Below are 20,744 nucleotides of genomic sequence, written 5' to 3'. Positions count from 1 at the left end.
TAAAGGAGCCGACATGGCGACAGTCGTCGCGTCCGCGGCACGTACGACGTCCACCAGAAGTCCGTGGCCCGGGGTGGTCGCGCTGGCTTTCGCGGCCTCCATCGCCGCACTTCAGAACACCGCCGTGGTCCCGTTGCTTCCCGTGCTGCAGCGGGAGCTGAACGCCCCGCTCTCCTCCGTGACCTGGACGCTCACGCTGAGCCTCCTGGTCGCGGCGGTGGCCACGCCGCTGTTGTCGCGCTTCGGCGACATGTACGGCAGGCGCCCCATGATCCTCGGCGCCCTGGGCCTCCTGGTGGTCGGCTCGGTCATGGCCGCGCTGGCGCCCTCGCTGGCCTGGTTGATGGTGGCGAGGGTGTTCCAGGGAGCCGTGGCCGCGCTGGTGCCGTTGTCGATCGGGGTGGCGCGCGACGTGCTGCCCAGGGAGCAACTGGCCACCGGCATCGGGGTGATCAGCGCGACGATGGGGTTCGGGAGCGGCGGCGGGATGATCCTGGCCGGGCTCGCGTCCGGCGACTTCCACCTGGTCTTCTGGATCACGGCCGGCATCTCGCTGGTGGCCGTCGTGATCGTGGCCCTGCTCGTGAAGGACAGCGCTCCGGCGGGCCCCAAGGGCCGTCCCGACCTGGCCGGCGCGGCGCTGCTGACCGCCTGGCTGGTCGCGCTCCTGCTGGGCATCAGCGAGGGCGGCTCGTGGGGCTGGACCTCGCCGGGCGTGCTCGGGCTGTTCGCCGCTGCGGCGGCGCTGGCAGCGGTCTGGGTCGTGGTCGAGCGCCGGGTGGCCGAGCCGCTGGTGGAGATGGCGATGCTGGTCCACCGGGGCACGGTCGGCGCGACGGTGGCCTCGATGCTGCTCGGGTTCTCGTTCTTCACCCTCATGACGGGTACGTCCAGCTTCGCCCAGGTGCCGGTGGAGACCGGTTACGGCTTCGGCGCCTCCACCCTCCAGGTGGGCTTCTTCCTGCTGCCGAGCACGATCTTCATGCTGGTCATCTCGCTGTTCGCGGGCCGGATCATGCGCCGCTTCCAGGCCTCGTCCATGGTGGCGGCGGGGTCGGCGGTCACGGCGCTGGCGGGGCTGTGGCTCGTGGTCGCGCACACCAGCCCGGCCCACCTGTACGTGGCGACCTCACTGATGGGCATCGGCCTCGGCATCGGCTACGCGGCGCTGGGCACCATGGCCGTGGAGCACGTGGACCCGGGCAAGACGGCCCTCGCGGCAGGCGTGAACGCGCTCGTACGCATCGTCGGCGGCAGCACGGCCGGCGCTGCCATCGCCGCCATCCTGGCCGCACAGCCGGGCGTGGGCGGCTACCAGTGGGTCTTCGGGACGGCGGCCGTCGCCGGGGCCACGGCCGCGCTCTTCGCGGCCGTGTACGGGCGGCTCAACCGCGCGACGGTCACAGCGCCTTCAGGCCGCTGATCACCTCGAGCAGCACCTTCGCGTCGGGCGCGGGAGGCGGGTGCTCGACCTGCACGAGCTGCTGCGCGTGCAGGTCACCGACCAGCACCCGTACCACGCCGATGGGCAGGTTCAGCTCGGCCGCGACGTCCACGAGCCGGGTCGGTTTGGTGCACTTCTGCATGATGATCAGGTGCTCGGGGCCCAGGCCCATCGGCGGCGCCAGGCCACCGGCCGTGATGATCACCGCGATGAGGTCGATGGCCTCGCTCGCGGGGACCGTACGGCCCCGGGTCAGTAGGTAGGCCGGGACGATAGGACCGGCGTCCTCGTCCAGCCAGCGTTCGTCACTCACTTCGCACCACCCGCATGGGTCGAGCGGGTTCCTTCACGTGGGCCTCCGGTTCGGGCTCTGCCACGTGCTCTTCCGGGATCAACACGATCGCGGTGGTCCCTCCATATGGTGAACCGCGTAACGTCACGCGGATGTCGTGCCTGGCGGCCAGGCGGGAGACGACGAAAAGGCCGAGCCGGTCGCTGTCGGCCAGGTCGAACTCCGGTGGGCTGGCCAGCCGCTCGTTGAGTTCGGCCAGCTCCTCTGCGCTCATCCCGAGCCCGCGGTCCTCGACCTCGAAGGTGAAGCCGCGGGCGGCCACCTCGCCGCGCACGATGACCGGAGTGTGCTTCGGCGAGTAGACGGTGGCGTTCTCGATGAGCTCGGCGATCAGGTGGATCACGTCGCCGACCACGGGTCCGGCCAGGCGCTGGCCGGACATCGGCTCGACGGTGACCCGCTGGTAGTCCTCCACCTCGGCCGACGCGCCGCGGGCCACGTCGAGCAGCGGCACCGGCCGGCTCCAGCCGCGGCCGGGGGTGGCGCCCGACAGGATGATCAGGCCCTCGGCGTGGCGGCGCATGCGGGTGGTCAGGTGGTCGAGCTTGAACAGGTCGTCCAGCGCGTCGGGATCGGTGGCCCGGTGCTGCATGTCCTGCAGTTGGATGCGCTGGCGGTGCAGCAGGGTCTGGCTGCGCCTGGCCAGGTTGCGGAACACGTGCCCGACGCCCTCGCTGAGCTGCGCCTGGCCGACCGCGGCCTCGACGGCCGTCTGCTGCACGGTGGAGAACGCCTGGCCCACGTCGTCGATCTCGACCGTGGTGCTCGCCACGGACAGCTCCGGCATCTCGACCTTCTCGCCCTTGCGGAGCTTGGCGACCACGTGGGGGAGCCGTTCCTGGGCCACCTCCAGCGCGGCCAGCCGGAGCGCGCCCAGCTCCTTCGACAGCCGGTTGCCCATGCGCAGCGAGAACGCGATCGACACGACCACCAGCCCCAGCGTCGCGCCCGCCAGCAGGAGCGCCCGGGACAGCACCTGGTCGGCGATCGGCTCGGTCCGCGTGTTCAGCACCGCGCTGGCCCGCATCAGCGCTTCCTGGAACGACTTGGACAGCCCCTCCGTGAGGGTGAGCCAGCTCCGCGGCGCCTTCCCGGCGATGATCTGGTCCTCCATGATCCGCAGCCGTTGGTAGGCGGGGGAGGTGATCAGCGCCACCTGCTGGTCGCGCAGGCTCGGGTCGAGCTCGTTGAGCGACTGGTCGACCAGGAAGCGCCGGTTGCCGACGAGCTCCGTGAACAGCCGGCGTTCGGCGGGCTGGGTCGGCCCGAACGCGACGGCCTGTTCCCTGGTCAGCAGCTCCTTGGCGTACCCGAGGTCGATGACGATGCGCGACTGCTCGTAGATCGGGATGTCGTCGATCAGCGCGACCCGCTTGTGCAGGCCGAAGAGCGTGTCGTTGATCGCGCTGTAGGCCTCCACGGTGTGCAGACGGTCGGACAGGCCCGTGTCGATCTCGCCTCGGATCGCATCGAGCCTGTCGAGTTGCGTGTACACCGCGTCCACCTGTGTGCGGATCTCTTCCGATCGGTCCTTGGATGTGCTGGAGAGCTGCCTGAACGCGTCACTGGCGGCATCGGTGCGGGTGCGCTGCGCGGCGACGGCGGACTTGTCCCCCGAGTTACGCAGGAGCCTGGCCGAGACTAGACGTTCTCGCTGGATCTCGCTGATCAGTTTGTACGCGGGAAGACGGAGGTTCGTCCAGAGTGTCTTGTATTGACGCAGCTCCAAGCTCTCGGTGGCGGTGACGGCGGTAATGACCCCCCACAAGACCACCATGGAGGCCAGGGGCACGAGTAGTAGTCCGATGATCTTCATGCGGATCGTTCGGCTACGACCCATGACACCTCATTCCGGTCGGTCCCCTGCTGGCAACCCCGGACGGGACAAGCCCAGAGAATAGCAATTGGATCATCAAAATGCCCAATTTTTCGGGACTTTTGGACACCTGGGCCTTGATCCCATCGATCTTGGAGTAGGTTTCCCGAGTACATCGCCGACAGAGGGAGATGCGTTGCGCCGTCGTCTCGCAGCGGCCGCCGCGCTCTTACTCCTCGCGGCCTGCTCGCCGCCTCCGGAGCCCCCGCAGGCGCCGTCCGGGCAGTCCCCGTTCGTCTATGTCGAGAACCTGGACATCGTCACCGAGTGGGACCCCTCCAAGTCCTACTCCAACGAGATCGTCGCCCTCCAGAACATCTACGAGACGCTCACCTTCTGGAACCCGGTCACCAAGAAGTCCAGCCCCAGGCTGGCCACGTCGTGGCGCTCGTCGCCCGACGGCCGGACATGGACGTTCAACCTCCGCCCGGGGGTGACCTTCCACACCGGCAGGCCCCTGGACGCCGCGGCGGTCAAGTCGTCGGTCGAGCGCACGATGAGCGCCAAGGCGGGCGCCTCCTACATCTGGGACGCCGTCTCGTCCATCAGGGTCGACGGGCCCACGACGGTGACGTTCGCGCTGAAGTACCCCGTCCCGCTGGACCTGGTGGCCTCCTCCACGTACGCGGCCTACATCTACGACACGCAGGCGGCGCCCGACCTCGGGAAGTTCTTCGCGGCGGGCAGGGACGCGGGCTCGGGGCCGTACACGGTGACGAAGTGGCAGAAGGGCAAGGAGGACGAGCTCACGCTCAGCGCGTACGACAAGTACTGGGGAGGGTGGGGCCGGCCGCACTACAACACGGTGAAGTTCCGCGTCGTGCCCGATCCCGACAGGGCGTGGCGGCTGCTGCAGCGCGGAGAGGTGAGCTTCGTGGCGCGGCTGAACCCGCGCCTGTTCGCCGCCGCCTCGACCGCGCCGGGCGTGCGCACCTCCGAGCGGGCGTCGTTCCAGACGGCGATGCTGCTGTTCAACACCGCGAACGGCCCCATGAGGGACATCCGCGTGCGCCGCGCGGTGCAGAAGGCCGTCGACTACCAGGGCCTGGTCGAGGACCTGAAGGGCGCGGTCTCACCGGCCAGCGGCATCATCCCCGAAGGGCTCATGGGGTACGTGCCGGGCCGCGTCCCCCGGCAGGACCTGGCGGGCGCGGCGCAGCTGCTGAACAGGGCGGGGTACGGCCCCGGCGGCCGGCCGCTCCGGCTGCGGCTGACGTACGGGGAGGGCGACACCGACTGGCATCTGCTCGCCACGAAGCTCACCGCGGCCCTCAAGCCGCTCAACGTGACGGTCGACGCCCGGGCGATGCCCTGGACCGCCCAGTGGGAGCAGGGCAAGAAGCGCGGCCAGGACATCTTCGTCATGTACTGGTGGCCCGACTACGCCGACGGCTACTCCTACTTCGGCAACGTCTTCCACAGCGGAAACCCGCCCGTGTTCAACCTGGCCTACCTGCGCGACCAGGGCCTGGACGCGCTGCTCGACACCGTGCCGGAGCTGACCGTGACCGACCGGCCGGCGGCGCAGCGGGTGTACGAGCAGGCCACGAAGCGGGTGCTCGACCAGCGGGCGGCCGCGGCGATGCCGTGGGTGGTCAACTACCAGCGGGCCTACCAGGGCGCGGTGCAGGGCTACAACGACAACCCGGCCTACCCGGACGTGGTCTTCGTCTACGACCTACGCCCCTCGGGCTGATTGCTGTGTTCATGGCCTCACTTCGTGAGGCGGTCTCGGTCGCCCTCGACGATCCTTTCGCGCAGCCGGACCTTGATCTCCTCGGGCGTGTAGGCCCGGCGGCGGCGCTCGGCGCGCGCGATCACCACTCCCGTGGCCGCCACGCCCATGATTCCCGCCAGACCGAGCATCTTCCACCAGCGCATGTGCCTAGGCTAACGGTGTGCTGACTCTCGACGAGGCCGTAAGGGTGACGAGGACCGGCGATCTGTGGATTTTCCGCGGGCGCTCGGTCCCCGACCGCGCCATCCAGACGATGACCAACAGCCCGGTCAACCACGTGGGCATGGCGATCGTGGTCGAGGACCTGCCGCCGATGATGTGGCACGCCGAGCTGGGCAAGTCGCTGATCGACCTGTGGTCGGGCACGCACCAGCGCGGGGTGCAGCTGCACGACCTGCGCGAAGCGGTGACCACGTGGGTCGGCCGCTACGGCCAGCGGCCCTGGCTGCGCCAGCTCGAGCCGGAGGCGACGCCCGAGATGGAGGACGCGGCCCTGCGCACGGTGGCCCGGCTCGACGGCACCCCGTTCCCCTCCACCGCCCGCCTGGCCGCCCGCTGGGCCAGGGGACGGCTGCCGCGCCGGCGCCGCCGCCAGGAGACGCTGGAGAGCGCGTACTGCGCCGAGGTGGTGGCGGTCACGTACGAGGAGATGGGCCTGCTGCCCGGCGGTCGCCGGCCCAACTGGTACGACCCGGGGAAGTTCTGGAGCGGCGACGACCTGGAGCTGCTGATGGGGCGCCGGCTCGGCAACGAGATCACCGTGGGCGTCGAACGTCCGTGAGCCACGGCTCCGCACCGGCCACGACGACCGGCAGGGCGTCCGCGTGGCACTCCTGACTCCAGCGGCTCATTTCGCGAAGGCCAGCTGGTCGTTCTCGCGGGACACGACGGTCAGGACGAACGGTTGCCCCGGACCCCCGGGAAAGGTGATCCGGATCCGGTCGGCTCCCTGACGCTCCCAGTGGCCGACGATCTTCCTGGGCCGGTCGTCCGGCCCGGGAAGCCACTCGACGAACGTGCCGTCGGAGTGGAACTCCATCCCGCGACGGGGCCGCCGCGAAGGCCGGAACGCGAAATCGTCCGGCCGGTACACCGCCATCGCGTCGGTGTCCTCCTCGTAGGAGTGCGTCCAGGCTCCGACGACGTCCGGCGCTTCCTCGTTCATCATGATGACGCTCATCGGACCTGGCGGTTCCCGGCCACCACGTTCAGTGCCGCGCGGGTGTCCTTCAGCACCTCCTGGAGCAGCTGCTCCAGGTCGCGCTGCGAACCGTTGCCGGTGAGCCGCGTCTCGGCGGGGGAGGCGACGCCCGCGGGGATCCGCTCCTCGGCGCGCGTGGCCAGCTGCGGGACCAGGAAGGACGCCCGCGGGCCCTCCAGGCAGGCGTTCATCCGCGTCGACTGACCGCTGGTGAACATCATCATGCCGGCGTCGTCGGTGTAGTCCATGTAGTTCACGAACATGTCGCCATTGGGACCGTTGTTGCACGAAATATGGGGAAATGTCGGCATTCCGGTGTTGTTGCCGGCCTGGTTCGGGGTGTCGGCCACCTTGTCGTCGCCGCTGCACCCCTCGCCGTCGTCCCCCCAGATGTGGAAGAGGTTCAGCCAGTGGCCGATCTCGTGCGTCGTGGTCCGGCCCAGGTGGAACGGCGGCGCCGCGGTGCCCGCGCTGCCGAAGGCGGAGTGGCGGATGACGACGCCGTCCGTGTCCGGCGGCCCGCCGGGGAACTGCGCGTAGCCGAGCAACCCGCCCGTCAGCTGGCACACCCAGATGTTGAGGTACTGGTCGCTGGGCCACGGGGCGGCGCCGCCGGTGGCGCTCGACTTCACCAGGTCGTCGAAGGTGAAACCCATCCGCTGGGTCTCCACGCGGACGATCCCGTCCGTCGGCTCCCCGTTCGGCCCGCGGGTCGCGAGGTGGAACTCGACCATCGTGTCCGCCACCAGCGACCTCCAGACGGGCGGCACCTTCGTCACGTCGGGGTTGGCGGCCCGGAAGTCCTGGTTGAGGATCTCGATCTGGCTGTGGATCTGGTCGGCGCCGATGTTCTGCTCGGGGCGGGCCGGGTTGTGGACGACGTGCACGACGACGGGGATGCTGATCACGCCGACGCGGCTGACCATGCGGGTGCCGAGCCTGTACTGCGTGGCCTGGTTCTCGATGGACGCCCGCCGCGCGCGGTAGGACATGCTCTCGTTGAGCAGCCGGCGGTGCACGGGCATGGTGCCGCACAGGTCTCGCGTGAGCGGTGCGGACAACTCTGACTCGTCCATCATGATTCCCCCCAGAAGTGAAGCGAGAGAGGCCGCCCGGCCGGATCGAAGAAGAAGGGCAGACCGCGATCCGGCCGGTCGGACGCTGATGCACTCGTACCGCGAACCGCCCGGTCGAAAGCCCAAAGGAGGGCAAGGCTTCCGGCTCGGATCCACGCGCACGCCGCTCTCCGTCCTGATCGGGAGCGGCCGGACCGCCGTTATGCTCGGGCCCGATGGACATCCGCGTGCTGGGCCCGGTCGAGGTCTACGACGGCGACGTCGAGATCCCGATCGACGGAGCGCAGCAGCAGTGCGTGCTCGGCCTGCTCGCCGCGCACCTCGGCGCGTACGTGCCGGTGGACCGGCTGATCGAGGCGCTGTGGGAGCGCGACCCGCCCAAGACCGCCAGGACCATCGTCCAGCTCAAGGTGTCGCAGCTGCGCAAGACCCTGGGCGGGCGCATCGCGAGCACCACGGCGGGCTACGCGCTCGCCGTACCGGAGGAAGAGGTCGATCTCGGGCGGTTCCGCGCGCTCGTCGCACAAGGGCGGGCAGGACGGCCGCGGGACGCGGCCGGCGCGTGGGAGCGGGCGCTGGGGCTGTGGCGCGGGCAGCCGCTGCAGGGGCTCGGCACCGACTGGGTCGAGCGGCGGGTGCGCCGCCCGCTGCTGCGCGAGCGCTGGGACCTGCTGGAGGAGCACGCCGCCGCGCTGATCGAGCTGGGCCGGCACCGCGAGGTCCCCGCGCTGCTGCAGGAACTCAGGGACGAGGAGCCGCTCAGGGAGACGCCGCACACGCTGGCCATGACAGCGCTGTGGCACGACGGGCGGCCGGCGGAGGCGCTGGAGCTGTTCCACGACGTGCAGCGGCTGCTGGCGGGGGAGCTGGGCGTCGATCCCGGGCCGCGGCTGCGGGACCTGCACCAGCGCATCGTCGAGGGCCACCGGCCCGTGGTGCCGCGCCAGCTCCCCAGGGACGTCCCCTGCTTCGTCGGCAGGCAGGCCGAGGCCGAGCGCCTGAGGCGCCTGCTGCACGGCGGCCGCGTGGCCGTGGTGACCGGCGCGGCCGGCATCGGGAAGTCGGCGCTGGCCGTGCACGTCGGCCACCAGGTGGCCGCCGAGTACCCCGACGGCCAGCTCCACGTCGACCTCAACGGCTACGGCCAGGGCGAGCCGCTGCCGCCCGAACGGGTGCTGCCCCGCCTGCTCGGCGCCCTCGGCGTGCCCGCCCCCAGCGGCGCCGCCGAGCAGCTCGACCTCTACCGCTCGACGACGGCCACCAGGCGGGTGCTGGTCGTGCTCGACAACGCCGCCCACGCCGAGCACGTACGCCCGCTGCTGCCCGGCGGCTCCTCCAGCGCGGTCATCGTCACCAGCCGCGACACGCTGCGCGGCCTGGCCCTGCAGGGAGCGCAGACCGTACGGCTGGGCACGCTCACCCCCGGCGAGTCCCGCGACCTGCTGGCCGACCTCGTCGGCCCGGACCTGATCCAGGCCGACCCGGCGGCCGCCGCCGAGCTGGCCGAGCTCTGCGGCCACCTGCCGCTGGCGCTGGCCATCGCGGGTGCGAACCTCATCGGCCGGGTCGGCCTGCGCGAATACGTCGCGGAGCTCCTCGACGACCGCCTGAACACGCTGGCCGTCGAAGGCGACGCGCAGGCGACCGTGGCCACGGCCTTCGCCGGCTCGTACGCGGCGCTGACGCCGGACGCCCAGGTGCTGTTCCGGCGATTCGGGCTGGTCCCCGGCTGCGACTTCACCGCAGGTTCGGCGGCCAGGCTCGCCGGTACGGACCCCGGCACGGCCAAGCGGCTCCTGGCCAGGCTCGCCTCGGCCCACCTGGTCGAGGAGCACGCGCCGGGCCGCTATCGCCTGCACGACCTGGTCCGCCTCTACGCCCGCGAACACTGCACGGACGCCGCCGACGACCCGGCCCCGTTGCACGCGTACTACCTGCACACCGCGCGGGCCGTCGCGCCGCTGCTGGCGCCCTCCATCGAGCTGCTCCCGCTGACGGGCGAGGACCCGCCGCGCGACGCGGAGGAGTTCGCCGACGCCGACGCGGCGCGCGCCTGGTTCCAGGCCGAGCAGCACAACCTGCTCACCGTGATCGACCACGCCCGCGGCCGGCTGCTCTGGCGGCTGGCCGAGACCCTGCGCGCCTTCATGTACGGCACCTACCAGCCCGACGTGATCATCACCGCGGCCCGCCGCGGCCTGGCCGCCGCCGAGCGGGCGGACGATCACGCCGGCCAGGCCAGCATGCACCACACGCTGGCCAACGCCATGTTCGCGCTGAACGAGCCGCGGCCGGCCGTCCGGCACTACGAGATCGCCTCCGACCTCTATGAGGAGGCCGGCTGGGGTACCGGCACGCTGCTCACGCTGACCAACCTCGCGGTGGCACGCTCCAGCCTCGGGGATCTCCAGCAGAGCCTGGAGAGTCAGGAGCGGATCATCCGGCTGTGGGAGAAGTTCGAGCCGTCCACGAAGCTGGCCGTGACCCTGGAGAACTACGCCATCAAGCTCCTGTGGGCCGGGCGTCCCCGCGAGGCGCTGGACCGGCAGCTCCGGGCCGTCCGGATCAGGGAGGAGCTCGGCGGGCAGCCGCCCTGGCAGGCCAGGGCGTACACCATCCTCGGCGACATCCGCGTGGCGCTGGGCGAGCTCGGGCCGGCCGTCGAGGACTTCGAGCGGGCGCTGGCCGTCGCCAACGACCTCCAGCTCGCCGCGACGCTGTCCAGCGTGGCCTTCGCGCACCACCTGCGTGGCGACGGCGCCCGTGCCGCCGAACTGGCGCGGCGGGCCGTGGACATAACCCGGGTGCGCCCGCCGGCCCACGAGCACGAGGAGGCACGCAGCACGCTCGCCCGCGTGGACGAGTCGCTCGACCTCGGCGAGCGCGTCGGCATGCTCAACGAGGTGCTGGCCGTCTACCGCGACCGTACCTACCCCTACCTGGAGTCCCGGGCCCGGGTGTGGCTGGCCGAGGTGCTGGTGGACGGCGGCCGGTGGGACCAGGCCGCCGCCGTGGCCGGGCAGGCGCGCGAGGCGGCCGTGCGGTACGGGCTGCGGCTGCTCGAAGGCCAGGCGCTCACGCTGCTCGCCCGGCTCCACGTACGGGACGGCTCGGCGGGCGAGGGGCGTGACTGCGCCAGGAGGGCCCTGGAGGTGCACCGGGAGTTCGGCCACCGCCTCGACGAGGCCGCGGCCCTGGCGGTGCTCGACCAGACCTGACCCGGCTCACCGGCGGGGTGGCCCGCAGCTCCGTGCCGGGTCTGACCCGGTTCAGGGTGGGGCGGCCAGTAGGGACTCGAACGTGGCCTGAAGCTCCGCCCCCGGGTCCACGCCGAGCTGGTCGGCCAGCAGCCGGCGGGTGCGTTCGTACAGCTCAAGTGCCTCGGCCTGTCTCCCGAGCCGGTAGAAGGCCGTCATCAGCAGCGACACCAGCCGTTCCCGCTGCGGATCGGCCGTCACGCTCGCGCGCAGCGGCGTCACCGCGAGCTCCGGCCGGCCCGTCCTGAGCCGCCTGCGGGCCAGCTCCTCGACGGCGGCCAGCCGTGCCTCGTCCAGCTCGACCGCCGCCACCTCCAGCGCCTTGCCGCCTCCCGAGTCGCCCAGCGCCGGGCCGCGCCACAGCGCGAGCGCCTCGTCCAGCAGATCGGCCCCCGCCTCGTCGCCGAGGCCCGCCGCCTCGGCGACCAGGCGGCGAAAGCGCAGCGCGTCGACGCGTTCGGGGTCGGCACGCAGCACGTACCCCGAGGCGTCCCGTTCCAGGCGCACGCCCGGCAACGTCCGGCGCAGCCGGTAAACGTGTCCCTGCACGGTCATCCGCGCGCTGTCCGGGGGAGTTCCCTCCCATACGGCGTCGATCAGCCGCTCCACCGGGACCGGACGGTTCAGGTCCAGCAGCAGCGCGGCCAGTGCGTAACGACGCTTACGCGGCCCGATCTCCAGGCGGCGTCCCCCGACACAGGCGTCGATGGACCCGAGCAGGCAGTACTCCAAGTGATCCATCTGTCCCAGGATGCCCGGAGCCGCTAAAACCCCGCTAAAGACGGCGACAGCGCCGAACCCGCACCAACAGAACGCCAACGGGCTCTGCCAGGGTCTTTCATTCACGATCCACGCCTACACAGGAAGAGACCCAAGTTGATCACGAAGAAGGCCGCGATCGCCGTGCTGGCCGGCTCGCTCCTGGCGGGCCCGGTGGCCGCCGTCGCTCTGACGCAGCCGGGCGCCGCCGCCATCACCAGCGCCCACACCGCAGCCGCGAAGGACCGGCTCGGGCCCGGCGAGTGGCTTCTGCCCGGGCAGTCGCTGACCTCGGAGGGCGGCCGGTTCAAGCTCGTCCAGCAGGCGGAGGGGAACCTGGTGTTCTACGAGGGCACCAAGGCGCTGTGGACCTCGCCCACCTCGGGCAAGCCCGGCGCCCGCGCGACCATGCAGAAGGAGGGCAACCTCGTCATCTACGGCGCCGACAACAAGCCGCTGTGGTCCACGCCCACCGCCGGCAACCCCGGCGCGTACCTGCTGCTGCCCAAGGAGAGCGGCAACCTGGTGATCTACAGCCGGGACAACCGGCCACTGTGGTCGTCCAAGGCGTACATCGGCAAGCTGCCCTCGGGGCACGTCCTGCGGCCGGGCCAGGCGGTGCAGTCCGGCAACGGCCGCTACCGGCTGATCCAGCAGGACGAGGGCAACGCGGTGCTGTACGACGGGCAGCGCAGCCTGTTCACCACGCCGACGGCCGGTCACCCCGGCGCCCGGTCGATCATGCAGGCGGAGGGCAACTGGGTGGTGGTGGACAGCGGCAGCAAGGCCCTGTGGACCACCAAGACGGCCGGCAACCCGGGGGCGTGGCTGGCGGTCAGCGATGACGGGCGGATCATCATCTACTCCCGTGACAACAAGCCCCTCTGGACCAGTCGCTGACCTGATCCCGGTTCCGCCGCCTTTTGGGGGTTCTGTCCGGCGGTCATGGGTTTTCCCATCCGATGGCCCAGAAGGCGGCGTAACGGCGCCCGGCCCCGCACACCTCGTGACCGTCTCCCTGGACAGGGCCCGGCCACGTGCGGGGGGTGGGTTGCCCGCCGTAAGCGTAAAAGCTGGAAGAGAGCACCACGTGCGGCGGGTGGACGGGCCGCCGTGAGCGGAAAGGCTGGAAGAGAGCGCCACGTGCGGCGGGTTGGTGGCCCGCCGTGCGTGGAAAAGATGGATCTCCGGAAGAGTGGCAGGCTGGAAGGATGCGCCTAGCCACGTGGAACGTGAACTCCGCCAAGGCCCGGCTGCCCCGCCTGCTCGAATGGCTCGCCGAGGCGAAACCCGACATCCTCTGCCTCCAGGAGACCAAATGCTCCGCGCAGGCGTTCCCCACGGCGGAGGTAGGGGAGTTGGGGTACGCCGCCGCGGCCCACGGCGACGGCCGGTGGAACGGCGTGGCCCTCCTCTCCAGGGTCGGCCTCGACGACGTGACCCTCGGCTTCCCCGGTGAGCTGAACGGCGTGGAAGCCGTGGCCCCGGAGGCCCGCGCCATCGCCGCCACCTGCGCGGGAATGCGCGTCTGGTCCCTGTACGCGCCGAACGGCCGCACCGTGGACTCCCCGCACTACGCGTACAAGCTCGCCTGGTTCGCGGCGCTCCGGGACGCGCTGGCGGCCGAGACTGCCATACCGCTGGCGGTGTGCGGCGACTACAACGTCGCCCCCACGGACGCCGACGTATGGGACCCCGCGCTGTTCGTCGGCGCCACCCACGTCACCCCCGCCGAACGCCGGGCCCTCGCCGACCTGCAAGCCCTGGGACTGCACGATGTGGTGCCGACGCCGATGAAGGGCCCGCACCCGTTCACGTACTGGGATTACCGGGCCGGGATGTTCCACCAGAACAAGGGCATGCGCATCGACCTGGTCTACGCGAGCGCGGACGTCGCCGGGCGGGTGCGGTCGGCGTACGTCGATCGCGAGGCCCGCAAGGGCAAGGGCCCTTCCGACCACGCCCCGATCGTCGTTGATCTCGGACCATAATTCAAATCACAAACCGCGTCCGTCCGAGTATCCTGTTTTCTCAAATGTCTCGGGGGATTGAGTAGCTTCACGGCCCACAGGGGGGGATCTCCGTGGAACCTGCAGACGGTCGCGTCATTCTATTCATCATCATCGCTCTCGCCGTGTTCGCCCTCGGTCGCCGCTTCCAGACGATGATCATCATGCGTCAGGTGTGGAAGCAGAGCGCCAAGCAGGTCACAGCCAGGAAGGCGGTCGCGAACAACGCTGCGAAGGCGATGATCGGCATCACTTTGCTCGCGATATTCGTGGTCTGGCTGGTGCTCAACCTCAACCGCGTAATGTGAAAAGCAATCAATAGCTGATTACCGCGCAATTGCGCGGCCGTCCGCAATCCTCCCGATGGCCTATTTGTGGCGATTTCGCAGGGCCCAAGCCGTCAGCACGGCCGCTCCGGCGGCGGCCAGGCCGACGGCGCGCGTAAGACGTACCGCGCGGCGGATGTCCTTGACGTCGGGCTCGGGCCCGTCGCCCATGGTGGGCCGGTGCTCGGTCCTGCCCTGGTAGACGTTCGTGCCGCCCAGGGTGACGCCGAGCGCCCCGGCGAAGGCGGCCTCGCACCTGCCGGCGTTCGGGCTGGGGTGCCGGTGGCCGTCCCGCCTGAGCACCGCCAGCGCGCGGCCGGGGTCCGGCCCGGTCAGGACCGTGAGCAGCCCCGTCACCCTGGCCGGTACGTAGTTCGCCACGTCGTCGAGCCTGGCCGCCGCCCAGCCGAACCGTTCGTAGCGGGGGGAGTGGTGACCGATCATGGCGTCCAGCGTGTTGATCGCCCGGTACGCCAGCAGCCCCGGCACGCCCGCCACCGCGCCCCAGAAGAGCGGGGCCACGACGGCGTCGGAGGTGTTCTCGGCCAGCGACTCGACCGTGGCCCTGGCGAGTTCCTTGGCCTCGAGGTGGGAGGGGTCGCGGCCACAGAGATGGGGGAGCCGGGCCCTGGCCCGTTCCAGGTCGCCGCCTTCGAGGGCGTCCGCCATGTACTCACCCTCGCGGGCGAGCGTGGTGCCGCCGAGCACGGCCCAGGTGGCGACGGCGGTGACGGCCGTACGGGCGTGGGGGATCCGCTGGGCGAGTACTCCGAGCGCGGTCGCGCCGCCGACGCAGATGGCGACATGTGCCACTCCGTGCGCCTTCTTGTTCGCGTACAGGGACTTCTCCACCCTCGCGGCGACACGCCCGAAGACCGCGACCGGATGGGCGGCGCTCCGCGGGTCGGCGATCAGCCGGTCGAGGGCCACCCCGAGGGCGAGCCCCAGCGGGTCACACCAGGTGGGCATGGAGCTCGTCTTCGTGTACGTCCAGCCAGGCCGCCGCGCGGCGGATGCGCTCGCCGGCGCCGCCCGCCCACATCTTCGCCCAGTTGCCGCCCGCCGAGGCGCGGGTGCGCATGACGTCGTAGGAGCGGTGGAAGCGGAGCCTGGCCAGTTCGAGGAGGCGGCGGCGGTCGCGGGGCGGCACGCCGTACGCGTCGCAGAACAGCCTCAGCCGCTCGCCCACGTCGAGGTTGCGAAGGAGCGGGGACCGGTCCACAGGATCGGCGATGGGGGCCCAATGGCGGAGCGTGGTGACGATGTCGAAGAGCCGCGTGGTGGGGCGGGCCAGATCGAAGTCGATCAGCGCGTGGGGCTGGCCTCCGCGAAATATCACGTTTTCTGGCGTTAAATCACAATGTCCGATGATTTCTGGCGCTTTGTCATCATTTGACCCGCCTTCCCACCCCTCCAGGGACAGCGAGAACCCGACGGTCGCATCATGAAATTCCCGAAGCAACACCGCAAGCCCGGCCAGCGCCTCATCACTCACGCTCTCCAGCCGCAACCCGGTCGTACCCGGCAGATACGTCAGGATCTCCCGCCCGAGCCCGTCCATCCCCACCACCCGCGGCGCCCCTCCGAACCCACGGACCTCGAGGTGCCGGAGCAGGGCATGCACGGCGGGTGTCGACGTACTGGCCGGTCTACGCACGGTGTCACCGACCCGCACCACCCCGTCAGTCACGTCCCCGCCCTGCAACGGAATCTCATGCAGGAGCGTCGCGACCATGCCACGAGAGCTTAGACCCTTTTGCCCCACCCCCGCCCAGCCTTTTCCCCAGCTCCACCTCCCACCCACCCATCCCCGCCACCCATCCCCGCCCTGGCACCCCTTTCCTGCCCTCCGCCCGCCGCACTCACCACCCGCCCCCACAGCCACCCGCCCCCACAGCCACCCGCCCCCACAGCCACCGGCTCCTGCGCCGCGGGCTCCTGCACAACGGCGTCCTGCGTCGCGAGCTCCTGCGCGGCCAGGTGTTGCGGCGCGGGGTGCTGTGTCGTGAGGCCCTGCGCGGCCAGGCGCTGTCGCGCGGGGTGCCGCACTGCGGGGTCCTGCGCGGGCGGGTGCTGGGCGCGAGGTGCCGCGTTACGGGGTCCTATGGTGCCAGGCGCTGTGCCGCGGGGCCTGCGCGACCGGACGCTGTGCTGTGGGGCGCAGCACCGCAGGGTCCTATGAGGCTGGGTCCTCAACGCCACCGCTGGAGGGATGCTCGGCGAGGCGCCCTTCGACCTCCTCCCCAAAACCTTGGCGGAGGCGTTCGGCGCACCCCCGCCGATGCTGATCTTCGCCCCGGCGTTCCCATATCGCCGAACGCTAGATGACCACGCCCGACCACCACGCCCGACCACCACGCCCGACCACCACGCCACCCACCACAGCGCCCGTCCCCACGCCGATGTCGGCCTCCCCACAGACGCTCCAATCGCCCCCCAGCCACCCGGACAGCCCTGCGCCCAGACGGACACCTCCCCGACCCTGGCCACCGCGACAGGATTAACCGCTCACGACTTCCCGAACGGTCACATCCCTCTACGACACGCCCGCCGCCGCATCCCGACCTTCCTACTCCTGGACGCGTCGCCCCCCGACCTCCCTCATCACCATCCCGGACAGCACCCGGAGCGCCTATCCGGGTCTTTTCGCCGGTTTCCTCCCCTATCTGGCCACCTCCGATATCCCCCTAGAGGCCCCCACACCCTGCTCGGCCACTGATTCGACCCTGACGCCTACCGCCTTGGGGACGCTGTTCATGGCAGGTGTGATCGGCCTGACAGACTGACACGAGGAAAACGTGTGCGTGACATGTCGCCGGATCATGCACAATAAGGCGGGAGCGCCCTTAGCTCAGCTGGATAGAGCACCGGACTTCTAATCCGACGGTCGCAGGTTCGAATCCTGCAGGGCGCGCTTCTCTGGCCAGGAAAAATCATGGCCTGACCTGCGGGAACGCCAACCGCTCAACTTCTGGCGTGTGCCACCGTGCGCCAGTCGTGGCCCCCCTGTGCCGCCGTTCACGGACTATACGCGGATTGGTTTTGCCGCCTGTTGCGGCCTCCTGGGCGGGGGCGTCGCAGTGACGGCGTCGGCTGCTGGCGTGTCGGACGCGCCTGTTCTGGCGGCGGCACCGTCGAAGGCGCTCATCCTGGCCTCCGTGCCGCGCAGCATGCGCCGCACCCCCGACCAGCAGGCGTTCCTGCGCGCTCTGCGTGAGGACCCTGAGGTCATCGGCCTCCGCTACGACGGATACGGCAACCTACTCCGCGTCGCCCAGGTGATCGCCTGGGCCGCTGACTGGAAGACGATGTGCTCCCGTCCGACGATCGCGGGCATCTGCGCGCGCACCGGCCTGTCCAAGGCGACCGTGAAGCGCTGGGTGCGCTGGCTCCGTGAGCATGGCTGGCTCGGCGTCGTCGAGGAGGGCTCCACCGTCCGCTTCCGGAAGGGCACCGCTGCGGGCCTGGACGACGACGGCATGGGCAACCGAGCGGCCCTCTGGGTGATCTGCATCCCTCGCGACATCACACCTATTCCGACCAGCGACACCAGCTCTGACCAGGTTAAAGACCTAAGTGAACCCCCCTCCTTCTCTCTCCCTGAGAGAGAAGGAACAGATCCCACGCGCACGCGCGAGGCACCCCGCCAAGCCCGCCGCAGCCCACGTATCTCGCCGGCCTGGGCATTGCACGAATCGCCGAGGACCAAACGGGATCGACTCGCAGCCTGCGAACGTCTCCGGCAGGAGTCGAACGTGCTCCGGCACATGACCCCCTGGTATCTGCGCTGGTTGCTGCGGCCCTTCCTCGTCGCTGGATGGACGCCCGCCGACGTGCTGTACGCGCTCGACGTCCGCGCGGACGGCATCATGTGGACGTACACGTGGCTGAGCGTGGACGAGCTGCGGCATATCCCGGGCTGGGTGCACCATCGGCTGTCTGCATGGGTGGAAGCGGACGGCCAGGTCCTTCCGTCGCGGTCGCTCCGTCTGGCGGCCGCCGCCGAAAAGCAGCGCGCTGAGCAGGAGGAGCGCAGGCGGGCACGCCTGGCGGCGGCGGCCGTGGCTGGCGTGGAGCTCGTGGAGGAGCCGAGGATGTCCCGCACGGAGGCGCTTGCTCCGTTCGTACCGGCGCGTGAGCGGTCAAATCCGAACGAGGCGTTCCGGGCGGCGCGTGCGGAACTGGAGCGTCACCGGCAGGAGCGGAAAGCGGAGATCGCCGCGGCGCTGGCTCGGAGGCGGCGGTGAACCAGTAGCGGTCTTGGAGACGCTTCGCGTGGTTCTCAACCTGATCTCGGCAAGTGCAGCAATCAGGTGGAAGGGGTGATTTCGCGGCCTTCCATTGTCTATGACGTCTGGCGGCGTTGGCATACGCTCTAAGTGTCGGAGGTGGTGCGATGACCCTTCCTAGCGGCCAAGCCCCGTGGCGACGGACGAAGGTGTTCTGGTCGGCGTTCGCCAGCGCCTTCGACATGTCCGGTGCCCGAGCTTTCGACACCAGGTTCACCCCTTCTCCACGGCGTCACACCGAGACATCCGTCGCAGAGGGCATGGCGTATGCCCGCGACGACACCACGTCAATAACCGTGCAGCTCTCGGCCGAGCAGGCTGAGCAGGTCATCGGGTCAATCCCAGCCTTCGCTCCACTCGACCGGCAACGAGCTGCTGCCATGGCAGCTGTACGCGTTTTCGGGCGCAATGCCTCCTTGTCGCAGGTCGAACTGGACGCGCTTATTGAAATGGCCGCTCTGGGCGGGAAGGTTGAGCGTCGCACTCGCAACGCTCCCGTGCGCCATCAGCGGTTGGCGCGCTGGCGTGACGCGGATTGGTCTTTGTTGGCGGCGTTGATGCTGCTGTCCCTGCTGATGGGAATCGTAGGGGGATCTGTCGGCATCTTCGTCTCCTCAATTGTCGAGACACCCGCGAAAGTCGTGGTTGGGGTCGTTGCGGGGCTTGGGGCTGGATTAGTTGCGGGGCTTGCCGGTATAGCTGCCGCGACCCTGCTAATCAAGGGGATCAAGATCCACATAGGGCTGTCGGAATCTCGACGGATGTCGGACTCTCATCCGAGTATGCAGAGGCCTGGTTTCCGTCGTCGTCAACGTAGTTCCCAGTCGGAGCGGTCGTCATGAGCCCAGTGCGTGAACCGTCAACAGACCTGGCGCTGCTAAAGCTCAGACATAACAAGGCTCTCGACAAGTTGGAACAGGATAGAGCCGACCGAGAGCTGCTCGAGCGCTTGAAACTGGCGCGTCGCGGCCAGTGGTTGGGGTTTGCGTCGCTCATGCTCATCTTGGGGACCGTTGTGCTGTTAGCCATGACCGGGCACGATCTGGTTGCCGCGGCTGTGGCTGTGCCGGGCGTGATAGCGATCGTGGGTGTGTTTGTTACTGGACAGATGAAGATGCCAGCCTCGCTCCTGCCTGGGCGGGTGAATAAATCGGCGGCAGCTCAACCTGCGACCGAGAGTGCCACCAACTAGGTGGTGCAGTAGGTGCGTATCGCGCGGAGAAGTGCAGAAAGCGTGTCATGGTCCACGCTGAAGGACCTTCAGACCGTGACTGGTCGGTCCGGTGCGTCAGATGTCCTAGGCGTCTCAGGAGCGACTACAGCGCTTCTGAGCTGCGCAAATGATCACATGTTCTGACTCCTATTGGATAGGTATGCAGACATTCGTTGATTCTGCTAAGGTCCTCACAGCACCAATAGAGATCGAAAACGCACCGACCAGCCAAAACATCGAAGGCAGAACCGCATGAGCGACACCACGGCGACCGACCAGGCCCGCCCCCTCGACCGACAGACCCTCAACCGCATCCTCGACGCCATGCAGGAGACCCCCGCCCACGCCATCACCTCCACCATCCCGGCTGAGGGCAACCCCTCCATCCGCATCACCTTCCCCGGCGTCGCCCTCGACCGCCACGAGTTGACGACCCTCTTCATCGACGCCGCCGCGAAGGTCGAGGGAGACGACTTCGCCATCAGCATGAGTCGCCACGTGTTCGGATCGAGCCACGACGAGCCCCACCTCTGGCTGCCGAACACACGCTTCACGGACGAACTGTCACGCATCCGCCCCGGCATCATCCCCGGGCCGGCCGAGATCGCAGCCAACGCCAGCGCAGCCACTGCCGACAAGCAGGATGTGCTCGGCGCCATTGCCTGGTCCATCGCATCCGAACTGCTCGACACACACCATCCGTTCATTCCGTTCGGCGCCTGCCGGGACAAAGCGTGGGACGTCCTGAACGGGATCTTCGACGAGCGCGCCGTAGAACCAACCGATCCGGAACTCGACTGGATCGGGGTCGGCGGCCACATCGGCCGCGCCGTCGAGCACGACCTATTCAACGGCGACCTCTACGCGCAGGCCGAGCGGGACGGGCAGGCGACCACCACCGTGAAGATCGGACGCATCATCTCCGCGCGCGCCGCGAAGCTGATCCGGCCCGACACCACCGCGCCCACCCCTGAAACTCCGAGCGCCCGCGACCACGCCCTTCTCATCGCCTTCAACGAGGTGATCGAGCAGGCGCAGGGCTGGGTCGAGGCCAACACCAGCCACGACCTGGACGGGCTCACGTACGACGACCTCACCACCGAAGAAAGCGCTGCGCTGCTCGCCCACCTCGCTGGCTAGCCAATTCCGTAAGCGGCACCGATAACAGAATGCGAAGCCCCGCCCACCGGCGGGGCTTCGCCTT

19 protein-coding genes and 1 tRNA gene are annotated in these 20,744 nt (G+C 69.8%); 12 read left to right on the top strand and 8 right to left on the bottom strand.

The features are described from left to right. Positions 1-13 precede the first annotated feature (13 nt). Positions 14-1,423 carry an MFS transporter gene (locus AB0L65_RS21160; protein WP_364247914.1) on the top strand — a complete coding sequence of 470 codons (1,410 nt, stop codon included), beginning with the start codon at positions 14-16 and terminating at the stop codon, positions 1,421-1,423. Here the strand turns inward: AB0L65_RS21160 and AB0L65_RS21155 are convergent. Next, on the bottom strand, positions 1,401-1,757 hold the full coding sequence (locus tag AB0L65_RS21155) for a DUF742 domain-containing protein (RefSeq protein ID WP_185067699.1): 357 nt from the start codon (positions 1,755-1,757) through the stop codon (positions 1,401-1,403). The genes AB0L65_RS21160 and AB0L65_RS21155 overlap by 23 nt on opposite strands. Then, positions 1,750-3,636 carry a nitrate- and nitrite sensing domain-containing protein gene (locus tag AB0L65_RS21150; RefSeq protein WP_350728080.1) on the bottom strand — a complete coding sequence of 629 codons (1,887 nt, stop codon included), beginning with the start codon at positions 3,634-3,636 and terminating at the stop codon, positions 1,750-1,752. The genes AB0L65_RS21155 and AB0L65_RS21150 overlap by 8 nt, the downstream gene beginning before the upstream one ends. A 172-nt stretch (positions 3,637-3,808) precedes the next feature. On the opposite strand from AB0L65_RS21150, the gene AB0L65_RS21145 reads away from it, so the two are divergent. Beyond that, entirely contained in the window at positions 3,809-5,368 is a 1,560-nt protein-coding gene (locus tag AB0L65_RS21145) for an ABC transporter substrate-binding protein (RefSeq protein ID WP_364247911.1), read from the top strand. Between the two features lie 17 nt (positions 5,369-5,385). On the opposite strand, the gene AB0L65_RS21140 is transcribed toward AB0L65_RS21145, so the two are convergent. Further along, positions 5,386-5,553: a hypothetical protein gene (locus tag AB0L65_RS21140; protein ID WP_364247909.1), complete on the bottom strand. Its 168-nt coding sequence runs from the start codon at positions 5,551-5,553 to the stop codon at positions 5,386-5,388. A gap of 20 nt (positions 5,554-5,573) precedes the next feature. Here AB0L65_RS21140 and AB0L65_RS21135 point away from each other — a divergent pair, with 20 nt between their 5' ends. After that, on the top strand, positions 5,574-6,191 hold the full coding sequence (locus tag AB0L65_RS21135; protein ID WP_364248270.1) for a hypothetical protein: 618 nt from the start codon (positions 5,574-5,576) through the stop codon (positions 6,189-6,191). Positions 6,192-6,257: 66 nt separating this feature from the next. Here AB0L65_RS21135 and AB0L65_RS21130 read toward each other — a convergent pair whose 3' ends face one another. Both AB0L65_RS21130 and AB0L65_RS21125 read right to left on the bottom strand, forming a co-directional pair. Beyond that, positions 6,258-6,578 carry a hypothetical protein gene (locus tag AB0L65_RS21130; RefSeq protein WP_350728077.1) on the bottom strand — a complete coding sequence of 107 codons (321 nt, stop codon included), beginning with the start codon at positions 6,576-6,578 and terminating at the stop codon, positions 6,258-6,260. A gap of 8 nt (positions 6,579-6,586) precedes the next feature. Next, on the bottom strand, positions 6,587-7,690 hold the full coding sequence (locus AB0L65_RS21125; protein ID WP_364247907.1) for a zinc metalloprotease: 1,104 nt from the start codon (positions 7,688-7,690) through the stop codon (positions 6,587-6,589). Between the two features lie 212 nt (positions 7,691-7,902). Here AB0L65_RS21125 and AB0L65_RS21120 point away from each other — a divergent pair, with 212 nt between their 5' ends. Beyond that, positions 7,903-10,905 carry a BTAD domain-containing putative transcriptional regulator gene (locus tag AB0L65_RS21120; RefSeq protein WP_364247904.1) on the top strand — a complete coding sequence of 1,001 codons (3,003 nt, stop codon included), beginning with the start codon at positions 7,903-7,905 and terminating at the stop codon, positions 10,903-10,905. Positions 10,906-10,956: 51 nt separating this feature from the next. Here AB0L65_RS21120 and AB0L65_RS21115 read toward each other — a convergent pair whose 3' ends face one another. Continuing rightward, positions 10,957-11,685: an AfsR/SARP family transcriptional regulator gene (locus tag AB0L65_RS21115; RefSeq protein ID WP_364247901.1), complete on the bottom strand. Its 729-nt coding sequence runs from the start codon at positions 11,683-11,685 to the stop codon at positions 10,957-10,959. A gap of 135 nt (positions 11,686-11,820) precedes the next feature. Here AB0L65_RS21115 and AB0L65_RS21110 point away from each other — a divergent pair, with 135 nt between their 5' ends. The 3 genes from AB0L65_RS21110 to AB0L65_RS21100 all read left to right on the top strand — a co-directional run bounded on the left by AB0L65_RS21110 (position 11,821) and on the right by AB0L65_RS21100 (position 14,020). Then, a complete protein-coding gene (locus tag AB0L65_RS21110) occupies positions 11,821-12,603 on the top strand; it encodes a hypothetical protein (RefSeq protein ID WP_364247899.1) in 783 nt (260 codons plus the stop codon). 311 nt (positions 12,604-12,914) lie between these two features. Next, the gene (locus tag AB0L65_RS21105) at positions 12,915-13,694 is read left to right on the top strand and encodes an exodeoxyribonuclease III (protein ID WP_364247896.1); all 780 of its coding nucleotides are present in this window, start codon (positions 12,915-12,917) and stop codon (positions 13,692-13,694) included. A 92-nt stretch (positions 13,695-13,786) separates the two neighbouring features. Continuing rightward, positions 13,787-14,020 (top strand): hypothetical protein, encoded by a 234-nt coding sequence (locus AB0L65_RS21100; protein ID WP_364247894.1) that lies wholly within the window; start codon positions 13,787-13,789, stop codon positions 14,018-14,020. A 60-nt stretch (positions 14,021-14,080) separates the two neighbouring features. Here the strand turns inward: AB0L65_RS21100 and AB0L65_RS21095 are convergent, their stop codons facing one another. Together AB0L65_RS21095 and AB0L65_RS21090 are read right to left on the bottom strand one after the other, a co-directional pair. Then, a complete protein-coding gene (locus tag AB0L65_RS21095) occupies positions 14,081-15,007 on the bottom strand; it encodes a cobalamin biosynthesis protein (protein ID WP_364247891.1) in 927 nt (308 codons plus the stop codon). Next, complete coding sequence (locus AB0L65_RS21090) at positions 14,991-15,773, bottom strand: phosphotransferase (RefSeq protein WP_364247889.1); 783 nt, start codon at positions 15,771-15,773, stop codon at positions 14,991-14,993. The genes AB0L65_RS21095 and AB0L65_RS21090 overlap by 17 nt, the downstream gene beginning before the upstream one ends. A gap of 1,105 nt (positions 15,774-16,878) precedes the next feature. On the opposite strand from AB0L65_RS21090, the gene AB0L65_RS21085 reads away from it, so the two are divergent. The 5 genes from AB0L65_RS21085 (at position 16,879) to AB0L65_RS21065 (ending at position 20,680) form a co-directional block, all read left to right on the top strand. Beyond that, positions 16,879-16,952 (top strand) — tRNA-Arg (locus AB0L65_RS21085). A 187-nt stretch (positions 16,953-17,139) separates the two neighbouring features. Further along, on the top strand, positions 17,140-18,285 hold the full coding sequence (locus AB0L65_RS21080) for a helix-turn-helix domain-containing protein (protein ID WP_364247886.1): 1,146 nt from the start codon (positions 17,140-17,142) through the stop codon (positions 18,283-18,285). Between the two features lie 149 nt (positions 18,286-18,434). After that, the gene (locus tag AB0L65_RS21075; protein WP_364247883.1) at positions 18,435-19,169 is read left to right on the top strand and encodes a hypothetical protein; all 735 of its coding nucleotides are present in this window, start codon (positions 18,435-18,437) and stop codon (positions 19,167-19,169) included. After that, positions 19,166-19,519, top strand: coding sequence for a hypothetical protein (locus AB0L65_RS21070; RefSeq protein WP_364247880.1), 354 nt, complete (start codon positions 19,166-19,168; stop codon positions 19,517-19,519). The genes AB0L65_RS21075 and AB0L65_RS21070 overlap by 4 nt, the downstream gene beginning before the upstream one ends. A 273-nt stretch (positions 19,520-19,792) precedes the next feature. After that, complete coding sequence (locus tag AB0L65_RS21065; RefSeq protein ID WP_364247877.1) at positions 19,793-20,680, top strand: hypothetical protein; 888 nt, start codon at positions 19,793-19,795, stop codon at positions 20,678-20,680. The last annotated feature ends 64 nt before the right edge of the window (positions 20,681-20,744 follow it).

This window comes from Nonomuraea sp. NPDC052116, assembly GCF_040680035.1.
Lineage (GTDB): Bacteria > Actinomycetota > Actinomycetes > Streptosporangiales > Streptosporangiaceae > Nonomuraea > Nonomuraea angiospora_A.
This window is presented reverse-complemented; position numbering and strand designations above follow the sequence as displayed.